Genomic DNA, 14,763 nt, shown 5'->3' on the forward strand with positions numbered 1-14,763 from the left:
GGACAGTTGATTTCGCATGGCGGACTTGGCGCCTAGGCTGCCGTGCCATGACTGACAGCCAATCGAAGATCGCGGTGGTGACCGGGGCCGGTTCCGGTGTCGGGCGGGCCGTCGCCCTGGAGTTGCTGCGGGCCGGCTGGTCGGTGGCGTTGGCCGGGCGGCGCAGCGAGCCGCTGGCGGAGACGGCGGCGCTGGCGCCCGACGGCGCCTCGCTCGCCGTGCGCACCGACGTGTCCCGCCCGGAGGACGTGGCGGCGCTGTTCGCGGCGACCGTCCAGCGGTTCGGGCGGGTGGATCTGCTGTTCAACAACGCCGGCACCTTCGGGCCCGGCGGCGTCCCCGTGGAGGAACTGCCGTACGAGGCCTGGCGGCACGTGGTGGACACCAACCTCAACGGGGCGTTCCTGTGCGCGCAGGCGGCGTACCGGCAGATGAAGGAGCAGGACCCCCAGGGCGGCCGCATCATCAACAACGGCTCGATCTCGGCCCACACCCCCCGCCCGCTCTCGGTCGCCTACACCGCGACCAAGCACGCGCTGACCGGCCTGACCAAGTCGCTCTCGCTGGACGGGCGGCCGTACCGCATCGCGGTCGGGCAGATCGACATCGGCAACGCCGCGACCGACATGACGGCCCGGATGCAGACCGGCGCCCTCCAGGCCAACGGGGAGGTGGCGCCGGAACCGGTGATGGACGTGGCCGACGTGGCGCGCACCGTGCGTCACATGACCGAGCTGCCGCTGGAGGCGAACGTGCAGTTCGCAACGGTGCTGGCGACGGCGATGCCCTACATCGGGCGCGGCTGACCCCACATGCACAAACGGAGTTTGAACATCCGCGGTATTGCGACCGATCGAGGCCCTATGCTCAACTTTCCTCCACGAGAGCTTCACAGTTGAAGCACGTGGATTCCACAGCCACACCGAGGGGGGAAGGCGGCGGCCGCTCCAACGGGCCGGAGTCGGGGGTGGACCCCGCGCAGGACCGCGGGGTGCGCACCGGCCGATGGAACGGCCGCCGCACAGCTCAGCGCCGGCGCCGGCGCCGGCCGCCGGGCTCCGTCTCCCCCTCGTCCCCCTGAACCGCCGTCCCCTGATCCTCCGCGGCCGCCGCGGCCGCCCTGCGCCGCCGCTTGACCACGAGGGCGGTCGCCGCCGCCAGCAGCACCGCCGTACCGCCCGCGCCCTCCACCAGCCGCCCGGTGGACGGGCCCTTGGACGCCGAGCCCGAAGCGCCGCTCGCCGCCTGCGTTTTCTTCCGCGCGGGCGCCGGACTCGCCGCCGCGCCCCCCTCGCTGGCCGGCCGCACCAGCACGCCCACGGCCTGCGCCGAACGCCCGTGCGAGAAGCCCCAGTCGAGCAGCGCGGCGGTCTGCTCATAGACGGCGTTGCTGCCCTCGGCGGGATGCATGACGGTCACCAGCAGGGTGCGGCCGCCCCGGGTGGCAGCGCCGGTGAAGGTGTTGCCGGCGTGGCTGGTGTAGCCGTTCTTGACGCCGAAGAGGCCGTCGTACGTCTTCAGCCCCCACGCCCCGGTCAGCAGGCGGTCGGTGTTCTGGATCTGGAAGGTCTTCTTGCCGCCCGCCGGGAAGTTCGCGGTGCGCGTGCCGCAGTAGCCGCGGAAGTCGGCGTCCTTCAGGCCGTGCCGGGCGAAGAGCGTGAGGTCGTACGCGGACGACAGCTGTCCCGGGTGGTCGAAGCCGTCGGGGCTGACCACATGGGTGTCGAGGGCCTGGAGGTCGTCGGCCTTGGCCTGCATCTCGGCGACCGTCTTGCCGATGCCGCCGTTCATGTGCGCGAGGACGTGCACGGCGTCGTTGCCGGAGCGCAGGAACACGCCCTGCCACAACTGCTCGACGGTGTAGGTGATGCCGGGCTTGATGCCGACGAGGCTGGAGCCGGCCGGGATGTCGGCGAGGTCGGCGTCCGTGACGGTGTACCGCTCGTTGCGGTCGAACTTCTTCAGCACGGTGTCCGCGAACAGCATCTTCAGCGTGGACGCGGGCGCGAGGCGCCGATGCGCGTTGAACGAGGCGAGCACCTCCCCGCTGTCATAGTCGGCGACGAGCCAGGCGCGGGCGGTGAGCTTCTTGGGCAGTCCGGTGGCCCCGCTCACCTGGACGCCGCCATGGGCCAGCCGCTCGCCCCCGATGACGGTGGACGCAGCGGCGGCCGGGGTGGCCATGGACACGGGAAGGGCGGCGGCCGTGAGTCCGAGGACGGCACGCCGACTGAGCCGGGAACAATCACGCACCCCGGGACGGTACACCGCGCCCAGCAGCGGACTCCGCCCCGGATGCCTGTCATGGACGTGGAATTTGCCACGTTATGAAAATCCGATGTGTTATCCCGCTTTCCCGGCGCCTCCCCGCGTTCGCCTCGGCCCGCGCCACCGAGCGGAAGTGTTCGCGCCTCCGGAGGTCCAACCCTTGCTCACTGCCTCCTGCCCACCGCCTCCAGCGCCCCACCACGCCGTCCCGCCGTGCCGCCGCCCCGCCATCCCGCTGTCCTATCGCCCGGTCACCCGTTCACCCGTTCACCCGTTCACCCCGTCACCCGGTCGCCTGGTCCGCCCGGTTCATGCCTGCCCGGTCTCGAAGCGGGAGATCCGCCCGTCGTCCTCGACGGTGAAGGACCACTTGGTGCGCATCTCGCCCCAGGTGTCGTTGCTGTACCGGGCGGTCACGCACCGGCCGCCCCTGGACTCGTTCTCGACGTCCATGTGGCCGTGGGAGGAGAAGATCTCCCGGTCGATCCACTCGGCGAGATCGCGGTCGGAGCCGTCGTCGGACATGGTCGCGCCGGGCGCGAGCAGGGCCAGGAACCCTTCGCGGTCGTGGGAGTTGACGGCGTTGACGAAGGACCGGACGGCCGGGTCGCTGAGTCTGGCTGGCTGAATCGTCATGGCGTCAGGCTCACACCACCGCCCCGGCCCCGCCACCCGAACGCCACCCATGACGGGCCCGGGGGCACGGGTCCTGCGACCGTGGAAACGCGAGGAGCACCTGCCCCTTGTCTGCCTGCTTGCGCATGGGAGTCACCGTGACCTGTTACGACCGACGTGATCTGGGCCTGCTGCTGCTCCGGCTGGGGACCGGCGGGGTGCTGGCGGCGCACGGCACGCAGAAGCTGTTCGGCTGGTTCGGCGGGCACGGTCTGGAGGGCACGGGCCAGTTCATGGAGTCCGTCGGCTACGTCCCCGGCAGGCTGAGCGCCACCATGGCGGGCCTCGCGGAGACGGGCGGCGGCGCCCTGCTCGCCCTCGGCCTGGCGACCCCGGCGGCGGGCGCGGCGGCCGCCGGCGGGATGACAGGGGCGTGCGCCGTCCACGCCCCCAACGGCTTCTTCGCCCAGGAGGGCGGCTACGAGCACGCCGCGAGCCTCGGCCTGGCCGCGATCGGCCTCGCCGTCGCCGGCCCCGGCCGCCTCTCCCTCGACCACCTGCTCGGCGACGTCTTCAACCGCGGCTGGATGGTCCCGGCGGCGCTGGCCGCCGCCGCGGCGGGCGCGACCGTGGTCGTGGGCCTGCGCGCGAAGCGCCTCCGCGAGCAGACGGAGGGACAACAGGAAACGCTGTTCGAGGAGTAGAGCAGTAGACCGGAGCAGAGCAGTTGAGGAGTCGACGAGGGACAGTACAGGAGTCGCCGAGAGGCGGCCGGTGGCCATGCCTCCCCGGACCACATGGCACGCTGCGGTGCATGACCGATCACCACGCTGCCCCCGCGGACCTCTGGCCCACTATCGACGAACTCTGGTCCGGTCTCGACTCGGCCCGCGCCCACCCCGGCCAGGAGGGCCTCCTCCTTCGCATCCTCAAACTCTCCGAAGAGGTCGGCGAGGTCGCGGAGGCAGTGATCGGCGTGACCGGCCAGAACCCCCGCAAGGGCGTCACCCACAGCTGGGACGACGTCCAGGCGGAGCTGTGCGATGTGGCCATCACGGCGCTGGTGGCCCTGCGCACGCTGACCCCGGAGGCTCGGGGGGTGTTCGAGGAGCACCTGAAGAGGGTGCGGGAACGGCCGTTGCGGCCTACGGGCTGAACGCGGCAGGAATGCGTCCGGACCGTCAGCCGCTCCCGGTCGGCCCCCGGGACGGCCAACGGCCGCTCCTCGCCGTGGTGGCCCAGCAGCTCCCCCACCGCCCGGTGTACCGCCGAGCCGGCTCACCGCCGGGCCGGAGGCGGTCCGCGGCCGGCGCGCGACCCTGCGCCGACCTGCACCCTCGCGCCGACCAGCACCCTCACCGTGCCTCGCACCCTCGCGCCGACCAGCACCCTCACCGTGCCTCGCACCCTCGCGCCGACCAGCACCCTCACCGTGCCTCGCACCCTCGCTCCACCCCGCGCCGTCGCCCCACTCTGTGCCCTCGCCCCACCCCGCGCCCTTGGGATTGATCGGGGCGCCTGGCGGCGCGCCGGAGCCGAGGGCAGGACGAATCTGTACATTTGAGAAATAGGGTGAGAGCTGTGCGGCGAGCGCCGACGGCGGCGCCCGTGGTCATGAACCTCGCAGGCGAGGCAGTATGTCCGACTTGAGTGCGCCGATCGTGGCCACATTCCTCGTGTATGTGGCGGTCATGATCGGGACCGGCGTCTGGGCCTCCCGCCGTACGCACACCTTCGCCGACTTCGCCCTGGGCGGGCGCAGGCTCCCCGCGTTCGTCGCCGCCCTGTCCGCGGGAGCCAGCGACATGTCCGGCTGGCTGTTCCTCGCCTTCCCCGGAGCGGTGTACGCGGCCGGCGTCGGCGCCAGCTGGATCGCGGTGGGCCTGGTGCTCGGCACCTACCTCAACTGGTTGTTCGTCGCCCCGAGGCTGCGCACCTACACCGAGCGCGCCGGGAACGCGGTGAGCCTGTCCGCCTACCTGGAGGAGCGGTTCGAGGACCGGACCCGGATGCTCCGGATGGTCTCGGCGGCGGTGACACTCGTGTTCTTCACCGTCTACGTCGCCAGCGGGCTGGTGGCCGGCGGACTGCTGTTCGGGCACATCTTCGGTGCCGGCTTCCGGCTCGGCGTGGCCCTGACCGCCCTGGTGATCATTGTCTACTCCTGCCTGGGCGGATTCCTGGCGGTGAGTCTGACGCACGTCATGCAGGCGACGCTGATGTTCCTCGCCCTGCTCGTGCTCCCCGTCGTCGGTCTCGCGACGCTCGGCGGCTTCGGCGCGCTCCGCGGCATCCTCGACAGCAGGACGCCCAGCCTGATGGACATGGGGGCCAGGGTCGACCTGGCGGACGGACGATGGTCGGGCGGCGGGTCGCTCGGCGCCGTCGCGATCATCTCGCTGCTCTCCTGGGGTCTCGGCTACTTCGGGCAGCCGCACATCCTGGCCCGCTTCATGGGCATCCGGAGCACCAGTGCCGTTCCGTCGGCCCGCCGTATCGAGACCGGGTGGGTCGTGGTCGTACTGGCCGGTGCCACGCTCGTCGGGCTGCTGGGCATCGCGCAGTCCGGCGCCCCGCTCCATGACCCGCAGACGGTGTACATCGTCCTGAGCCGGACCCTGTTCAGTCCATGGGGCGCCGGGCTGATGCTGATCGCCGTACTCGCCGCGATCATCTCGACCGCCGACAGCCAGCTCCTCGTATCGTCCGTCGCCCTCACGGAGGACTTCTACCACGCGTTCCTCGACCGGCGCGCCTCGGACCGGGTGCTGGTGTGGGTGGGACGCGGCGCCGTCGTCGTCGTGACGCTGGTGGCCTTCGTGCTCGCGCTCAGGGGCGGCGGGCTGCTCGGCATCGTGGGCTACGCCTGGGCGGGCTTCGGCGCCGCGTTCGGCCCGGTCGTCCTGCTCTCGCTCTACTGGCCGCGCATGACCTGGGCGGGGGCCATGGCCGGGATCGTGTCCGGCGCGGCCACGGTGCTCGTGTGGAAGGAGGTCAAGCCGCTGCTCGGCCCCTTCTGGTCGGGAATCTACGAGATGCTTCCGGGTGTCGTGGTCGCCACGGCCGCCGTGCTGGTCTTCGGCAGGTTCGTCGGCCGGCCTCCGAAGCGGGCCTTCTGGCGGATGCCGGGCGGCGGGGTGAGCCAGCTGATGCTCATGCCCTTCCTCAGCCACGCGCCGGTCGGTATCGCGGTCCTGGACACGGATCTGCGGTACGTCTGGGTGAACGAGTCGCTGGACCGCCGGCTCCCGCTGAAACGACGGCTGGGGCGGCGGATGGCGGAGGTGCTGCCGCAAGCCGAGGCCGAGGCCTTCGAGGAGAGGATGCGCGAGGTTCTCCGGACCGGCGCGCCGCTGATGGACTTCGAGTTCCGCGGCGTCGGCTACACGGTGCACGACCGCGGCCGCGCGATCTCCGCGTCCTTCTTCCCGATGAAGGACCGCCACGACCGGATCGTGGGCGTCTGGTACATGATCATCGACGTCACCGAGCGCTGGCGGGCGCAGGAGCGCCTGGCCCTGCTCAATGACGCCGCCGCGCGCATCGGCAGCACGCTGGACGTGACGCGCACCGCGCAGGAACTGGCCGACGACGCGGTGCCCGCCGTCGCCGACTTCGTCGCCGTCGACCTGCTGGACTCGGTCATGAGGGGCGAGGAGCCGGCGCCCGGGCCGGTCGGGATGTCGCCCGTCATCCGCCGAGCGGCCCAGCAGTCGGTGCGTGAGGGCTGCCCCGAGGCGTCCCTGGCCGTGGGGGAGACGGTCCGGCGTGCCCCCGAGTCGCCCGTGACCCGGTGCCTGCTGGAGAGCAGGACCCTGGTCGAACGGGTCCTGGACCAGACCAACAGCCCCTGGGTGACCGTGGACCAGACCCTCGGGGCCTCGCTCCTGGACTACGACCTGCGCTCGGTGATGGTGGTCCCCGTGCGGGCGCGCGGGGTCACCCTCGGGGTGGCGACGTTCGCCCGGTCAGGGCGGCTGGGCCCCTTCGAGGACGACGACGTGCGCCTCGCCGAGGAACTCGTCTCCCGCGCGGCGGTGTGCATCGACAACGCACGCCGCTTCACCCGCGAGCGCACCGCCGCCCGCTCCATGCAGCGCTATCTGCTGCCGCAGGACCTGACGGGAGGGTCCGCCCTGGACGTGGCCTCGTGGTATCTGCCGGCCGATGTCCCGAGCGGCGTGGGCGGCGACTGGTTCGACGTCATTCCGCTCTCCGGAGCACGCGTCGCCCTGGTCGTCGGGGACGTGGCCGGGCACGGCATCAACGCGGCGGCGACCATGGGGCGCCTGCGCGTGGCGGTGCGCACGCTCGCCAACCTCGACCTCCCCCCCGACGAACTGCTGGCCCGCCTGGACGACCTGGTCATCGGCCTCATGGGGGCGCACGACACCGACGCCCCGATGCCGGCCGAGGGCGAGGCGACGGGCACCGCCTTCCTGGGCGCCACCTGCCTGTACGCCGTCTACGACCCGGTCAGCAGGCGGTGCAGCATGGCCCGGGCCGGTCACCTCCCCCCGATGATCGTCGGTCCCGACGGCGCCGCCGAGGTTCTGGACCTGCCCGCCGGACCACCGCTGGGCCTCGGCTACCTCCCCTTCCAGTCCATCGAGACCGACGTGGAGGACGGCAGTCTCATCGCCCTCTACACCGACGGCCTCATCGAGTCCGTCGACCGGGACATCGACGTCGGGCTCTCCCGGCTGGGCGCCGCCCTCGCGGCGCCGCTTCCGACCCTGGCGGAGACCGGCCGGCGCGTGATCGACAGCCTCCTGACGGGCCCGCCCGCCGACGACGCGGCCCTGCTCCTCGCCCGGACCCGCGTCCTGGCACCGGACCGCGTCGCCTCCTGGGACCTGCCCAGCGATCCGGCCGCCGTCGCGCACGCCCGCGACCTCACGGTGCAGACGCTGACGGAGTGGGGCATCCCCGGTCTCGCGTTCACCACGGAACTCATCGTCAGCGAACTGGTGACCAACGCGATCCGCCACGCCACCGGACCGGTCGGCCTGCGCCTGATCCGGGACCGGGGCCTGATCTGCGAGGTCTCCGACGCCAGCAGCACCTCCCCCCGCCTGCGCCACGCGCGCACCACCGACGAGGGGGGACGCGGCCTGCTGATCGTCGCCCAGATGGCCCGCCGGTGGGGCACGCGTTACACGAAGACCGGCAAGATCATCTGGACGGAGCAGGTCATTCCGGAGGGCGGGGTGGGGTAGCCCGGCTCAGGGCCTCCCGCCCTGGTTGCCGTTCCCGTACCACGGCGCCTGCCCCGACCCCGGCGGCATGGCCACGTGAGCCTGGCCCACCGCCGCCGTACGCCGACGCCTGCGCACCGCCCCAGCGGCGAGAGCGCCACCCGCGACCACGACAACTCCCGCACCCCCGAGAGCCCATGGCAGTGCGGAACCGCCGCCCGTGGATGCGGACGCCGTCGGCGACGTTCTGCTGTCGTCCTTCGCGGAGGCCGAGCCGGACCCGTTGGCCGTCTTGGACGCCGCTTGCTTGAAGTCCGGCAGGGGGTACACGTCCGCCGGACCGGGGTCACCGGGATGCGTGAGTGCGATGCGGGGCCGGACGGCGCCGTAGCCCAGGTAGTCGGTGCGATCCTTCCCGTTCGTCGGCTTGCTCGCGGTGTTCAGCATGACCCGCAGCACCTGGTTGTTGGTCCAGTTCGGATGCTTGGACCAGATCAGGGCGGCGGAGGCGGAGGCGATCGCGGTGGCGTCGCTGGTGCCGTGTGAAATGCACAGTTCTGTGCTGCCGAGGCAGCCGGAGACGATGTCCTTGCCCGGCGCGGCCAGATCGACCTGGGGGCCGTGCTCGGACTCCTTCGTCGCCTTGACGCTTTTGTCGATCGCTGCGACGCCCACGACGCCGGGAGTGGCGGCCGGGTAATTGACTTCGTTGAGGGCGTCGCCGTCATTGCCCACGGCCGCAAAGACCAGCTTGCCTTTGGACAACGCGTAGGCGACGGCGTCCGTCAGCTCACGAGAACTCGCGGCACTGCCACCCGAGATGCTGATGATCTGGGCGCGGGAATCGGCCGCGAACCGGATCGCCTTTGCCGTGGCAGTGGAAAAGTCATCCTGGTTGCCGTCGGTGCGGTTGCGCTCGATGAAGCCCGGGGTGCGGATCGGCATGATCTTGGCTCCGGGGGCCAGGCCGTACGAGCCCGTGGCGGTGCCCTTGGCGCCCGTGCCGGCGATGAGCACGGCCATGGTGGTGCCGTGACCGTCGTAGTCCGTGCGTTCGTCACCGGCGCGCTTGGAGAAGTCCTTGCCGGCCACGACCCGGCCACGAAGATCTGGAAGGTCGGCCTGGACACCGGTATCGATCACAGCCACGGTGATGCCCTTGCCCGTACTGGTCTTCCACATCTCGTCGGCGTGCATGGCATCGAGGAACCACTGCCGCTCGCGGACGGTGTCAGCGTGCGCGGGAGTGACGGCAATACTCACCAACAAGGCCCCCGCGGCTGCGGACACGGCTCGGCTGCGCCATCTGGCCCGCTCGCTGCGGCTACGCATGGTCATCCTTCTCGTCCTAGGTCTCCATCGGGCCCTTGGGGCAGAGGCGGCGGAAGCGGTCGGTTCCTCTTCTCCTCGGCCTGGTGCTCCCCGTCCTCCGCCCGGTCGGTCTCGCGACCGCGAGCGCGCCTGTCGCGGGCTGAGCGGTCATCACCCTCGGGGACAGGAGTGGAGGCACCCCGGGATGGTCCACCTCGCTTTTCCTGCCGCTCGCTTGCGGTCGCTTCGCTCGCCGGTCGGACACCTCGCGAGGTCGCTCCTGCCCGCTTGCGGTCCCGGGAGGGTCCGGGTTGTCCCCCGACGATGCCGTTGGATGAGGCGGGCATGCGCCCTCCTCTCGCCGACGCTTCCCGGTTGGCGGCGCGGTCGTCGCCGCAGGCCGGCGTCCCCACCGCACGGCTTCTCAGCCCGGCTGCGCGGCCGCTGGGAGCTCGCTGCTCGTTCGGAGTGCCGCCGATGACGTTGCCACGCGGAATCGCACTGGCAGCCCGTCCCGTCGTGGGGGCTGCGGGACGACCGCCCGTGATGCCACTGGCGCTCCTGGCCGAGGGTGAGCCGATCCGTCCTGGCCCGGCGCCGGTCTGTTCGCCGGTCGCAGCAGGGCCATAGGGGCCGGAGAATCCCCGTCCCGGGACACGCGGGCTCGTAGGTGCACCCGGTCCGGATGGCGCGGTCAGGGGACTTCGTCCTTCGGATACAGGACGCTCGCCTCCTGCTCGGACACCGGGCGGAACGGTCGTTCCGGTCCCGAACACCGGCGGGAGCGGCCCAGGCGCCACCGACGGCGTCCGAACGTCTGGCCCAACCCCCGGCCCGACAGGCGGCGCCGACGGGGAGGTGGGAACCACCGGCGGAGACGGCACGGTGTCCGTGCTGTCGATGACCGTGTTGGCAGCATCGACGTGGTGTCGCGGCAGTGGCACATCCGACGCTCCGGCCAGATCTGTTGAATGGTGCGGCGGGGACACGCTCGGCACAGAATCCGTCCCGCTCACCTCGGAGTGGACGGTTGCCTGTCGTACTGGCGCCTCTGCTCGCGCAGGCGTCCCGGAGTAAGTCCCCTTCCCCCCGTCAGTCGGGACGGAAATGTAGGTTTCCCCACCGAACCGATCCGGCACGAACCGCTCCGGCAACTCCGGAAACTTCGGTGCCTCCAGCGCGCTGATCTGCTCCGTCGACGCCGTGTACGACTGGGCGAGCTTCATCATCAACCCACCCGCCTCGGCACGCGTGTTGGCGTACTGCGTCTTGGCCTTCGACACCGCCGAGTCCGAGGGACCGCCCTCGTGGCTGCCGACATCCGTGGCCTTCGCCGCATACGCGTCAAGCACCGAGCGCGCGCCGGCACTCTGCTTCTTCAGCGCTTCCAGCTGCGGCTTGACCTCGTGCAGCGTGTCCGCCGCATGGCCCAGCCACTTGCCCGCGTTCTCGCTGTACTCCCCCAGACTCACCGTGGTCAGCGCCGCTTGGTGACACCAGGTCCGGAACGCCTCGCCACCTGCTCCGTCCCACTCCACCGCCATGCTGTGGGTGAGCAGATCCCCACCGATCTCCTTGATGGTCTTGGCGGCCTCCTTCAGCAGCTCACCAAGGCCACTGGCCGTCGGTCCGTCGGCCGACTCGACCATCGCCCACAGCTGCTCGGGATCCTGGAGCAGGAACCGCTCCTGCCTGACCGCCTCCCACATACGGCCGGCAAAGTCAGACACAAAGCCCCACCGCCTTCCCCGTCGAGACCATCGAGTCGTAATCCACCGTCACCACGGACATCACAGCCCACCTGCCTGCGCATCCGACGCTGTCCCATGACCGCTGTCGGCCCTGTCCGCTTCGCTTGCATGTCCCTTCGTCCCCGCGCGGGACTGACCGACAGCCAACTTGTCGGCCTCGACACGGATGCGATGCAGACGCTCGCGAACGTCGGCGTCGAGATTGTGATAGTTGCTCTTCGACGCGTCGACGGTGACCATCAGCCCTTCGATCTGCAGCGCCAGCATCTTGGAAAGGCGCTCCAGTTGGGAATGCACCTGGTTGTAGGCTCCGTGGAGTGCATGGGCTTCGTCGAAGTCGCCCAACCGCCCGCTCGGCAGGGTGCCGTCCGCGATCCTGTGCGGGGCAGCCTTCGACTTCTCCAGCCGAGTCAAGAGGTCGTTCACCCGGTTCTTGAAGGTAGTCAGAGTTTCGGCCTCGACTCGCAGTTCCTGGGCCATGACGGCACCGACACCTGCGATCGAGCCAATGCCGGACGCGGCCAGTGCGCCGGCCGCCGCCTCCAGCGCAGCCGCAGTCGCCTGCGGATCCCCCGTCTTGTCGGCCATCGAGTCCTCCCCCGTGTGGTCAGCCCCTGCAGCGTCTTCGGCCGCTCACTTCCGACGCTCCTGCCACCGCCATCCGTAACAGAAGCACCCAAGCACGATAGTCGTGGCCTTGCCTGATCACGGCACCATGGCGCCGCATCAGAGCACGGCTGGCCGGAAAGTGACCATGCAATACGTCACAGCCGCCCCGCAGTCCGGGCGGCCGGGCCGGCGCATGACACACCTGGCCCTCCGATCGGGGCCCCCTGGCTAATGTTGTCGACCATCCCCTCACCGACCAGGAAGTCGGCCAGCCTGGCCAGGTTCCAGGTCGAGATCGGCAGGTCGTGCTCAGCCGGCTTGGCCTTGACGATCTCAACCTGTACCCGGGAGAGCGGCGGCATGCCGGGACCGATCCCGTGGCCGGAACGCCCCCCGACGCACCCCAGGCCGTTCCGGCCACAGCGCTATGCGAAGCGGGTCCAGTCCGGGTCCAGCGGATGGACGGGGCCGTTCCACACCAGGGCCTGATCGACGAGGCTGGGGACCATCGTGTCCCGGCGGCCGTCCGCGTACTCCACGGCGCGGTTCTCGTGCAGGGCGTCGGCGACCTCGATGAGGTAGTCGGTGAACGACGGCCACACGCCCAGTGCGGGGATGCCGGCCTCCTCGAAGGTCCCGATCCGCCCGTAGCCCGGACCCGGCGTGCAGTCGGCGAACAGTCCGTGAAGACCACTGCGGTCGGTCGCGGCGAAGGCGAGATACCGCAGCGCGGGGTCGGACGGCATGCCGATGGTGTGCGGGCTCTCGTCCCAGGTCGGCAGATGCTGCACGGGAGGGATCGCGTGCTTCATCGGCAACAGCCACGCCGTTCCCTGTCCTTGCGGAGGAAGCCCCGTCTCGGTTCGGGCGTCCAGCCGAAGTCAGCGGGGTGACCGGTGCCGTTGCGGAGACGGTAGAAAGCTTTGAGACCCGGTGGGACGGCGAGGTCCAGTTCCTGTTCGAGCTCGCGGATGTCGGCCTCCGGAGCCGGCGGGGGAAGCGTGCGGTAGGAGCGTGGAGCGTGCTGCCGCGGCCACGCCTCGATCCTCGCCCAGGCGCCCGCCACGGCCCGCTCCTGCTGCTGCTCGTCGGTCATGCCCACGACCCTACGGGTCTTGCCTGCGCACGACTGTGCCCTGCGCCGCACCAGCTGAGCCAGACTGCGGACGCTGCGGCCGACGCGCTGGGCGACGCCGCTGACGAGCTCGGCGACGGCATCGATACCGTCAAGGAGGGCGTCACTCACTGGACCCACTGGCTTTGACCCACCGTCCTGGAAGGAGGGCTGAAATGCCCACGACACTGCCGACGCCCATCGAGTTCCGGTTGCCGGAAGGCTGGCTGCCGGCGCGTTCGGAAGGAGTCGACTCCGCGGACGTGGCCTTCGCCGCGGTGCATCCTCAGCCGGATGCAGGGTTCGCCGCCAACATCACCATCGATGGCGAAGCGGTGGCGGGCGCCCAGACGTTGACTGACCTTGCCGGCGAGTCGGCGGAGCGCCTGCGGAAGGTAGCCGACTCAGTGATCGTGGCACACCGCCGTGAGGTCGGGACAGCCGAAGCGCCCGCTCTGACCCAACGGCTGACCTTCTCCGCCGTTGTCGACGGCGTGCGCCGCGACCTCGTCCAGTCACAGGTGTACTTGTCCCTGCCGGACCTTGAGGATGTACATAAGCATGCCGTGATCCGACTTGCTCTGACGGCCTCCGCGGCCCAGCACGACGCTGTCCTGGGGGACTTTCAGGACTTCGTCCGCGCGGTTCGCCCGGACACCAGGGCGGGGGCCTAGCGATGGGGCGTCTCTGGGACAGACTGACCGGTACCAAGCGCCCCGACAACAGTGTCGCACCCCTGTCGGCCATGGAGGTACGGGCCGCGCTGTTCGCGCTCAACGGGCCGGACGTGCTGTACCGCGTACGCAATGCTTCGCCTGACGAAAAATCCGACCTGGTGGCGGAGTGTGAGATCCGGCGGGTGGGCGTGAGGCTCAAGACGAGGATGCGCTTGGTCCCTAAGAAGCGGGAAGTGCGCTTCCTCGCCGAACGGTGGGAAAACCGTTCGTCTGGTCAGGCCGATGCACAGTACGGGCGGGGGCACGCGCCAGCGGTGTTCCGGCAGTGGGAGATGAAGCAGGGCCCGGACGGCCGCCAGCACAAGGTCGAGACTTTCCGCTTCGACACACGGGAGATGACAGACCCCCTGCAGAACGCCGTCCTCGGCGCCGGATGGACCTGGCGGGGAGTCCTCAAGCTCTGATCGGCGGCTGCTGTGAGGGGGCCGCGGGCCACTCGCTTGCCGCCCTGCGCAGGGAGCATGTCGGCCAGCCCAAGAGGCCGCCGCCCAGGACGAAGGCCGTCCCCCTGCGGGCGAGGCGCGGGGTCAGCCCGCTCCTTCCTCCGTTCCCACCGAGGCATCGGCACACGACCGGACCGAGGCAGTATCCGAAGTGGCGCAGACCACCGCCGAGCCGACTGCCGAGGCGCCGAGCGGCCCCGTGCATGGGCCAGCCCTTGCCTTACATCCCGGACGGGGACGTCCCGCTCCCTCCCAACATCGTGGCGCGGATCGTTCACGGACGTCACCCCCTCGTGTCAAAGTTGCGCTGTCTCCTGGGCAGGTCGCCGCGGTCGCAGCGGCAATGCAGTTCATGCACAGGGCGAAAGCCTGGTTCGCCGCCCACCGCATCGTCCATATCGCGCGCATCGTCGGTCCACAGGCCGGCCATCACGATCTTGGGTCGTCCGGTGGCCTTGCTGGGCATACGTTGACCGACACCCGGATGGGCGAGCGCGAGCAGGGCCTGGCGGTCCGAGCTCAGACGCCGCCAAGGGCACCGTATCTCGGCAATGCCGCCGCAACTGCTGGGCGAGGAGGCGCGGGGCAGAACTGGACACGTCGACGCCCGGGGGGTAGGCGAGCACGTCAAGCCTCTGGTGGAGACTGGTTCTCTTGGTCGAAAACCCGTCCACCAGGGGCTTCACGTCGTTGTCAGCGCAACTGCCTGAGGCGGGC

The 14,763-nt window shown here is 70.7% G+C and carries 14 protein-coding genes; 6 read left to right on the top strand and 8 right to left on the bottom strand.

Annotation, left to right across the window (positions count from 1 at the left end):
- Nucleotides 1–47: 47 nt before the first annotated feature.
- On the top strand, nt 48–806 hold the full coding sequence (locus ACLU3S_RS18705) for an SDR family oxidoreductase (RefSeq protein WP_413953033.1): 759 nt from the start codon (nt 48–50) through the stop codon (nt 804–806).
- 220 nt (nt 807–1,026) lie between these two features.
- On the opposite strand, the gene ACLU3S_RS18710 is transcribed toward ACLU3S_RS18705, so the two are convergent.
- The gene (locus ACLU3S_RS18710) at nt 1,027–2,253 is read right to left on the bottom strand and encodes a D-alanyl-D-alanine carboxypeptidase family protein (RefSeq protein WP_413953034.1); all 1,227 of its coding nucleotides are present in this window, start codon (nt 2,251–2,253) and stop codon (nt 1,027–1,029) included.
- A gap of 324 nt (nt 2,254–2,577) precedes the next feature.
- Complete coding sequence (locus tag ACLU3S_RS18715) at nt 2,578–2,904, bottom strand: nuclear transport factor 2 family protein (RefSeq protein WP_413953035.1); 327 nt, start codon at nt 2,902–2,904, stop codon at nt 2,578–2,580.
- Between the two features lie 137 nt (nt 2,905–3,041).
- Here ACLU3S_RS18715 and ACLU3S_RS18720 point away from each other — a divergent pair, with 137 nt between their 5' ends.
- From ACLU3S_RS18720 to putP, 3 genes are all read left to right on the top strand, one after another.
- Nucleotides 3,042–3,587, top strand: coding sequence for a DoxX family protein (locus ACLU3S_RS18720; RefSeq protein ID WP_413953062.1), 546 nt, complete (start codon nt 3,042–3,044; stop codon nt 3,585–3,587).
- 110 nt (nt 3,588–3,697) lie between these two features.
- The gene (locus ACLU3S_RS18725) at nt 3,698–4,039 is read left to right on the top strand and encodes a MazG-like family protein (RefSeq protein ID WP_413953036.1); all 342 of its coding nucleotides are present in this window, start codon (nt 3,698–3,700) and stop codon (nt 4,037–4,039) included.
- Between the two features lie 481 nt (nt 4,040–4,520).
- Nucleotides 4,521–8,102 (top strand): sodium/proline symporter PutP, encoded by a 3,582-nt coding sequence (gene putP, locus ACLU3S_RS18730; protein ID WP_413953037.1) that lies wholly within the window; start codon nt 4,521–4,523, stop codon nt 8,100–8,102.
- A gap of 6 nt (nt 8,103–8,108) precedes the next feature.
- On the opposite strand, the gene mycP is transcribed toward putP, so the two are convergent.
- The 5 genes from mycP to ACLU3S_RS18755 form a co-directional block, all read right to left on the bottom strand.
- Nucleotides 8,109–9,344, bottom strand: a complete 1,236-nt coding sequence (mycP, locus tag ACLU3S_RS18735; RefSeq protein WP_413953038.1) for a type VII secretion-associated serine protease mycosin — start codon at nt 9,342–9,344, stop codon at nt 8,109–8,111.
- 1,838 nt (nt 9,345–11,182) lie between these two features.
- Complete coding sequence (locus ACLU3S_RS18740) at nt 11,183–11,731, bottom strand: hypothetical protein (RefSeq protein WP_413953039.1); 549 nt, start codon at nt 11,729–11,731, stop codon at nt 11,183–11,185.
- Between the two features lie 176 nt (nt 11,732–11,907).
- Complete coding sequence (locus ACLU3S_RS18745; protein WP_413953040.1) at nt 11,908–12,114, bottom strand: hypothetical protein; 207 nt, start codon at nt 12,112–12,114, stop codon at nt 11,908–11,910.
- 63 nt (nt 12,115–12,177) lie between these two features.
- Nucleotides 12,178–12,564, bottom strand: coding sequence for a hypothetical protein (locus ACLU3S_RS18750; RefSeq protein WP_413953041.1), 387 nt, complete (start codon nt 12,562–12,564; stop codon nt 12,178–12,180).
- Complete coding sequence (locus ACLU3S_RS18755; RefSeq protein WP_413953042.1) at nt 12,561–12,998, bottom strand: hypothetical protein; 438 nt, start codon at nt 12,996–12,998, stop codon at nt 12,561–12,563. The genes ACLU3S_RS18750 and ACLU3S_RS18755 overlap by 4 nt, the downstream gene beginning before the upstream one ends.
- 44 nt (nt 12,999–13,042) lie before the next feature.
- Between ACLU3S_RS18755 and ACLU3S_RS18760 the strand changes: the two genes are divergently transcribed.
- A complete protein-coding gene (locus ACLU3S_RS18760; RefSeq protein ID WP_413953043.1) occupies nt 13,043–13,540 on the top strand; it encodes a hypothetical protein in 498 nt (165 codons plus the stop codon).
- A 71-nt stretch (nt 13,541–13,611) separates the two neighbouring features.
- Nucleotides 13,612–14,007, top strand: coding sequence for a hypothetical protein (locus ACLU3S_RS18765; RefSeq protein ID WP_413953044.1), 396 nt, complete (start codon nt 13,612–13,614; stop codon nt 14,005–14,007).
- Nucleotides 14,008–14,329: 322 nt separating this feature from the next.
- Here the strand turns inward: ACLU3S_RS18765 and ACLU3S_RS18770 are convergent, their stop codons facing one another.
- Entirely contained in the window at nt 14,330–14,512 is a 183-nt protein-coding gene (locus tag ACLU3S_RS18770; protein ID WP_413953045.1) for a hypothetical protein, read from the bottom strand.
- Nucleotides 14,513–14,763: the final 251 nt, after the last annotated feature.

Source organism: Streptomyces sp. AF1A (genome assembly GCF_047340315.1).
Taxonomy (GTDB): domain Bacteria; phylum Actinomycetota; class Actinomycetes; order Streptomycetales; family Streptomycetaceae; genus Streptomyces.

What these genes read in the sequence shown, in the direction of transcription:
- ACLU3S_RS18725 (WP_413953036.1), top strand. Translation starts at nt 3,698, where the DNA reads ATGACCGATCACCACGCTGCCCCCGCGGACCTCTGGCCCACTATCGAC.
- putP (WP_413953037.1), top strand. Translation starts at nt 4,521, where the DNA reads ATGTCCGACTTGAGTGCGCCGATCGTGGCCACATTCCTCGTGTATGTG.
- ACLU3S_RS18740 (WP_413953039.1), bottom strand. Translation starts at nt 11,731, where the DNA reads ATGGCCGACAAGACGGGGGATCCGCAGGCGACTGCGGCTGCGCTGGAG.
- ACLU3S_RS18765 (WP_413953044.1), top strand. Translation starts at nt 13,612, where the DNA reads ATGGAGGTACGGGCCGCGCTGTTCGCGCTCAACGGGCCGGACGTGCTG.
- ACLU3S_RS18750 (WP_413953041.1), bottom strand. Translation starts at nt 12,564, where the DNA reads ATGAAGCACGCGATCCCTCCCGTGCAGCATCTGCCGACCTGGGACGAG.
- ACLU3S_RS18760 (WP_413953043.1), top strand. Translation starts at nt 13,043, where the DNA reads ATGCCCACGACACTGCCGACGCCCATCGAGTTCCGGTTGCCGGAAGGC.
- ACLU3S_RS18745 (WP_413953040.1), bottom strand. Translation starts at nt 12,114, where the DNA reads ATGCCGCCGCTCTCCCGGGTACAGGTTGAGATCGTCAAGGCCAAGCCG.
- ACLU3S_RS18715 (WP_413953035.1), bottom strand. Translation starts at nt 2,904, where the DNA reads ATGACGATTCAGCCAGCCAGACTCAGCGACCCGGCCGTCCGGTCCTTC.
- ACLU3S_RS18770 (WP_413953045.1), bottom strand. Translation starts at nt 14,512, where the DNA reads ATGCCCAGCAAGGCCACCGGACGACCCAAGATCGTGATGGCCGGCCTG.
- ACLU3S_RS18705 (WP_413953033.1), top strand. Translation starts at nt 48, where the DNA reads ATGACTGACAGCCAATCGAAGATCGCGGTGGTGACCGGGGCCGGTTCC.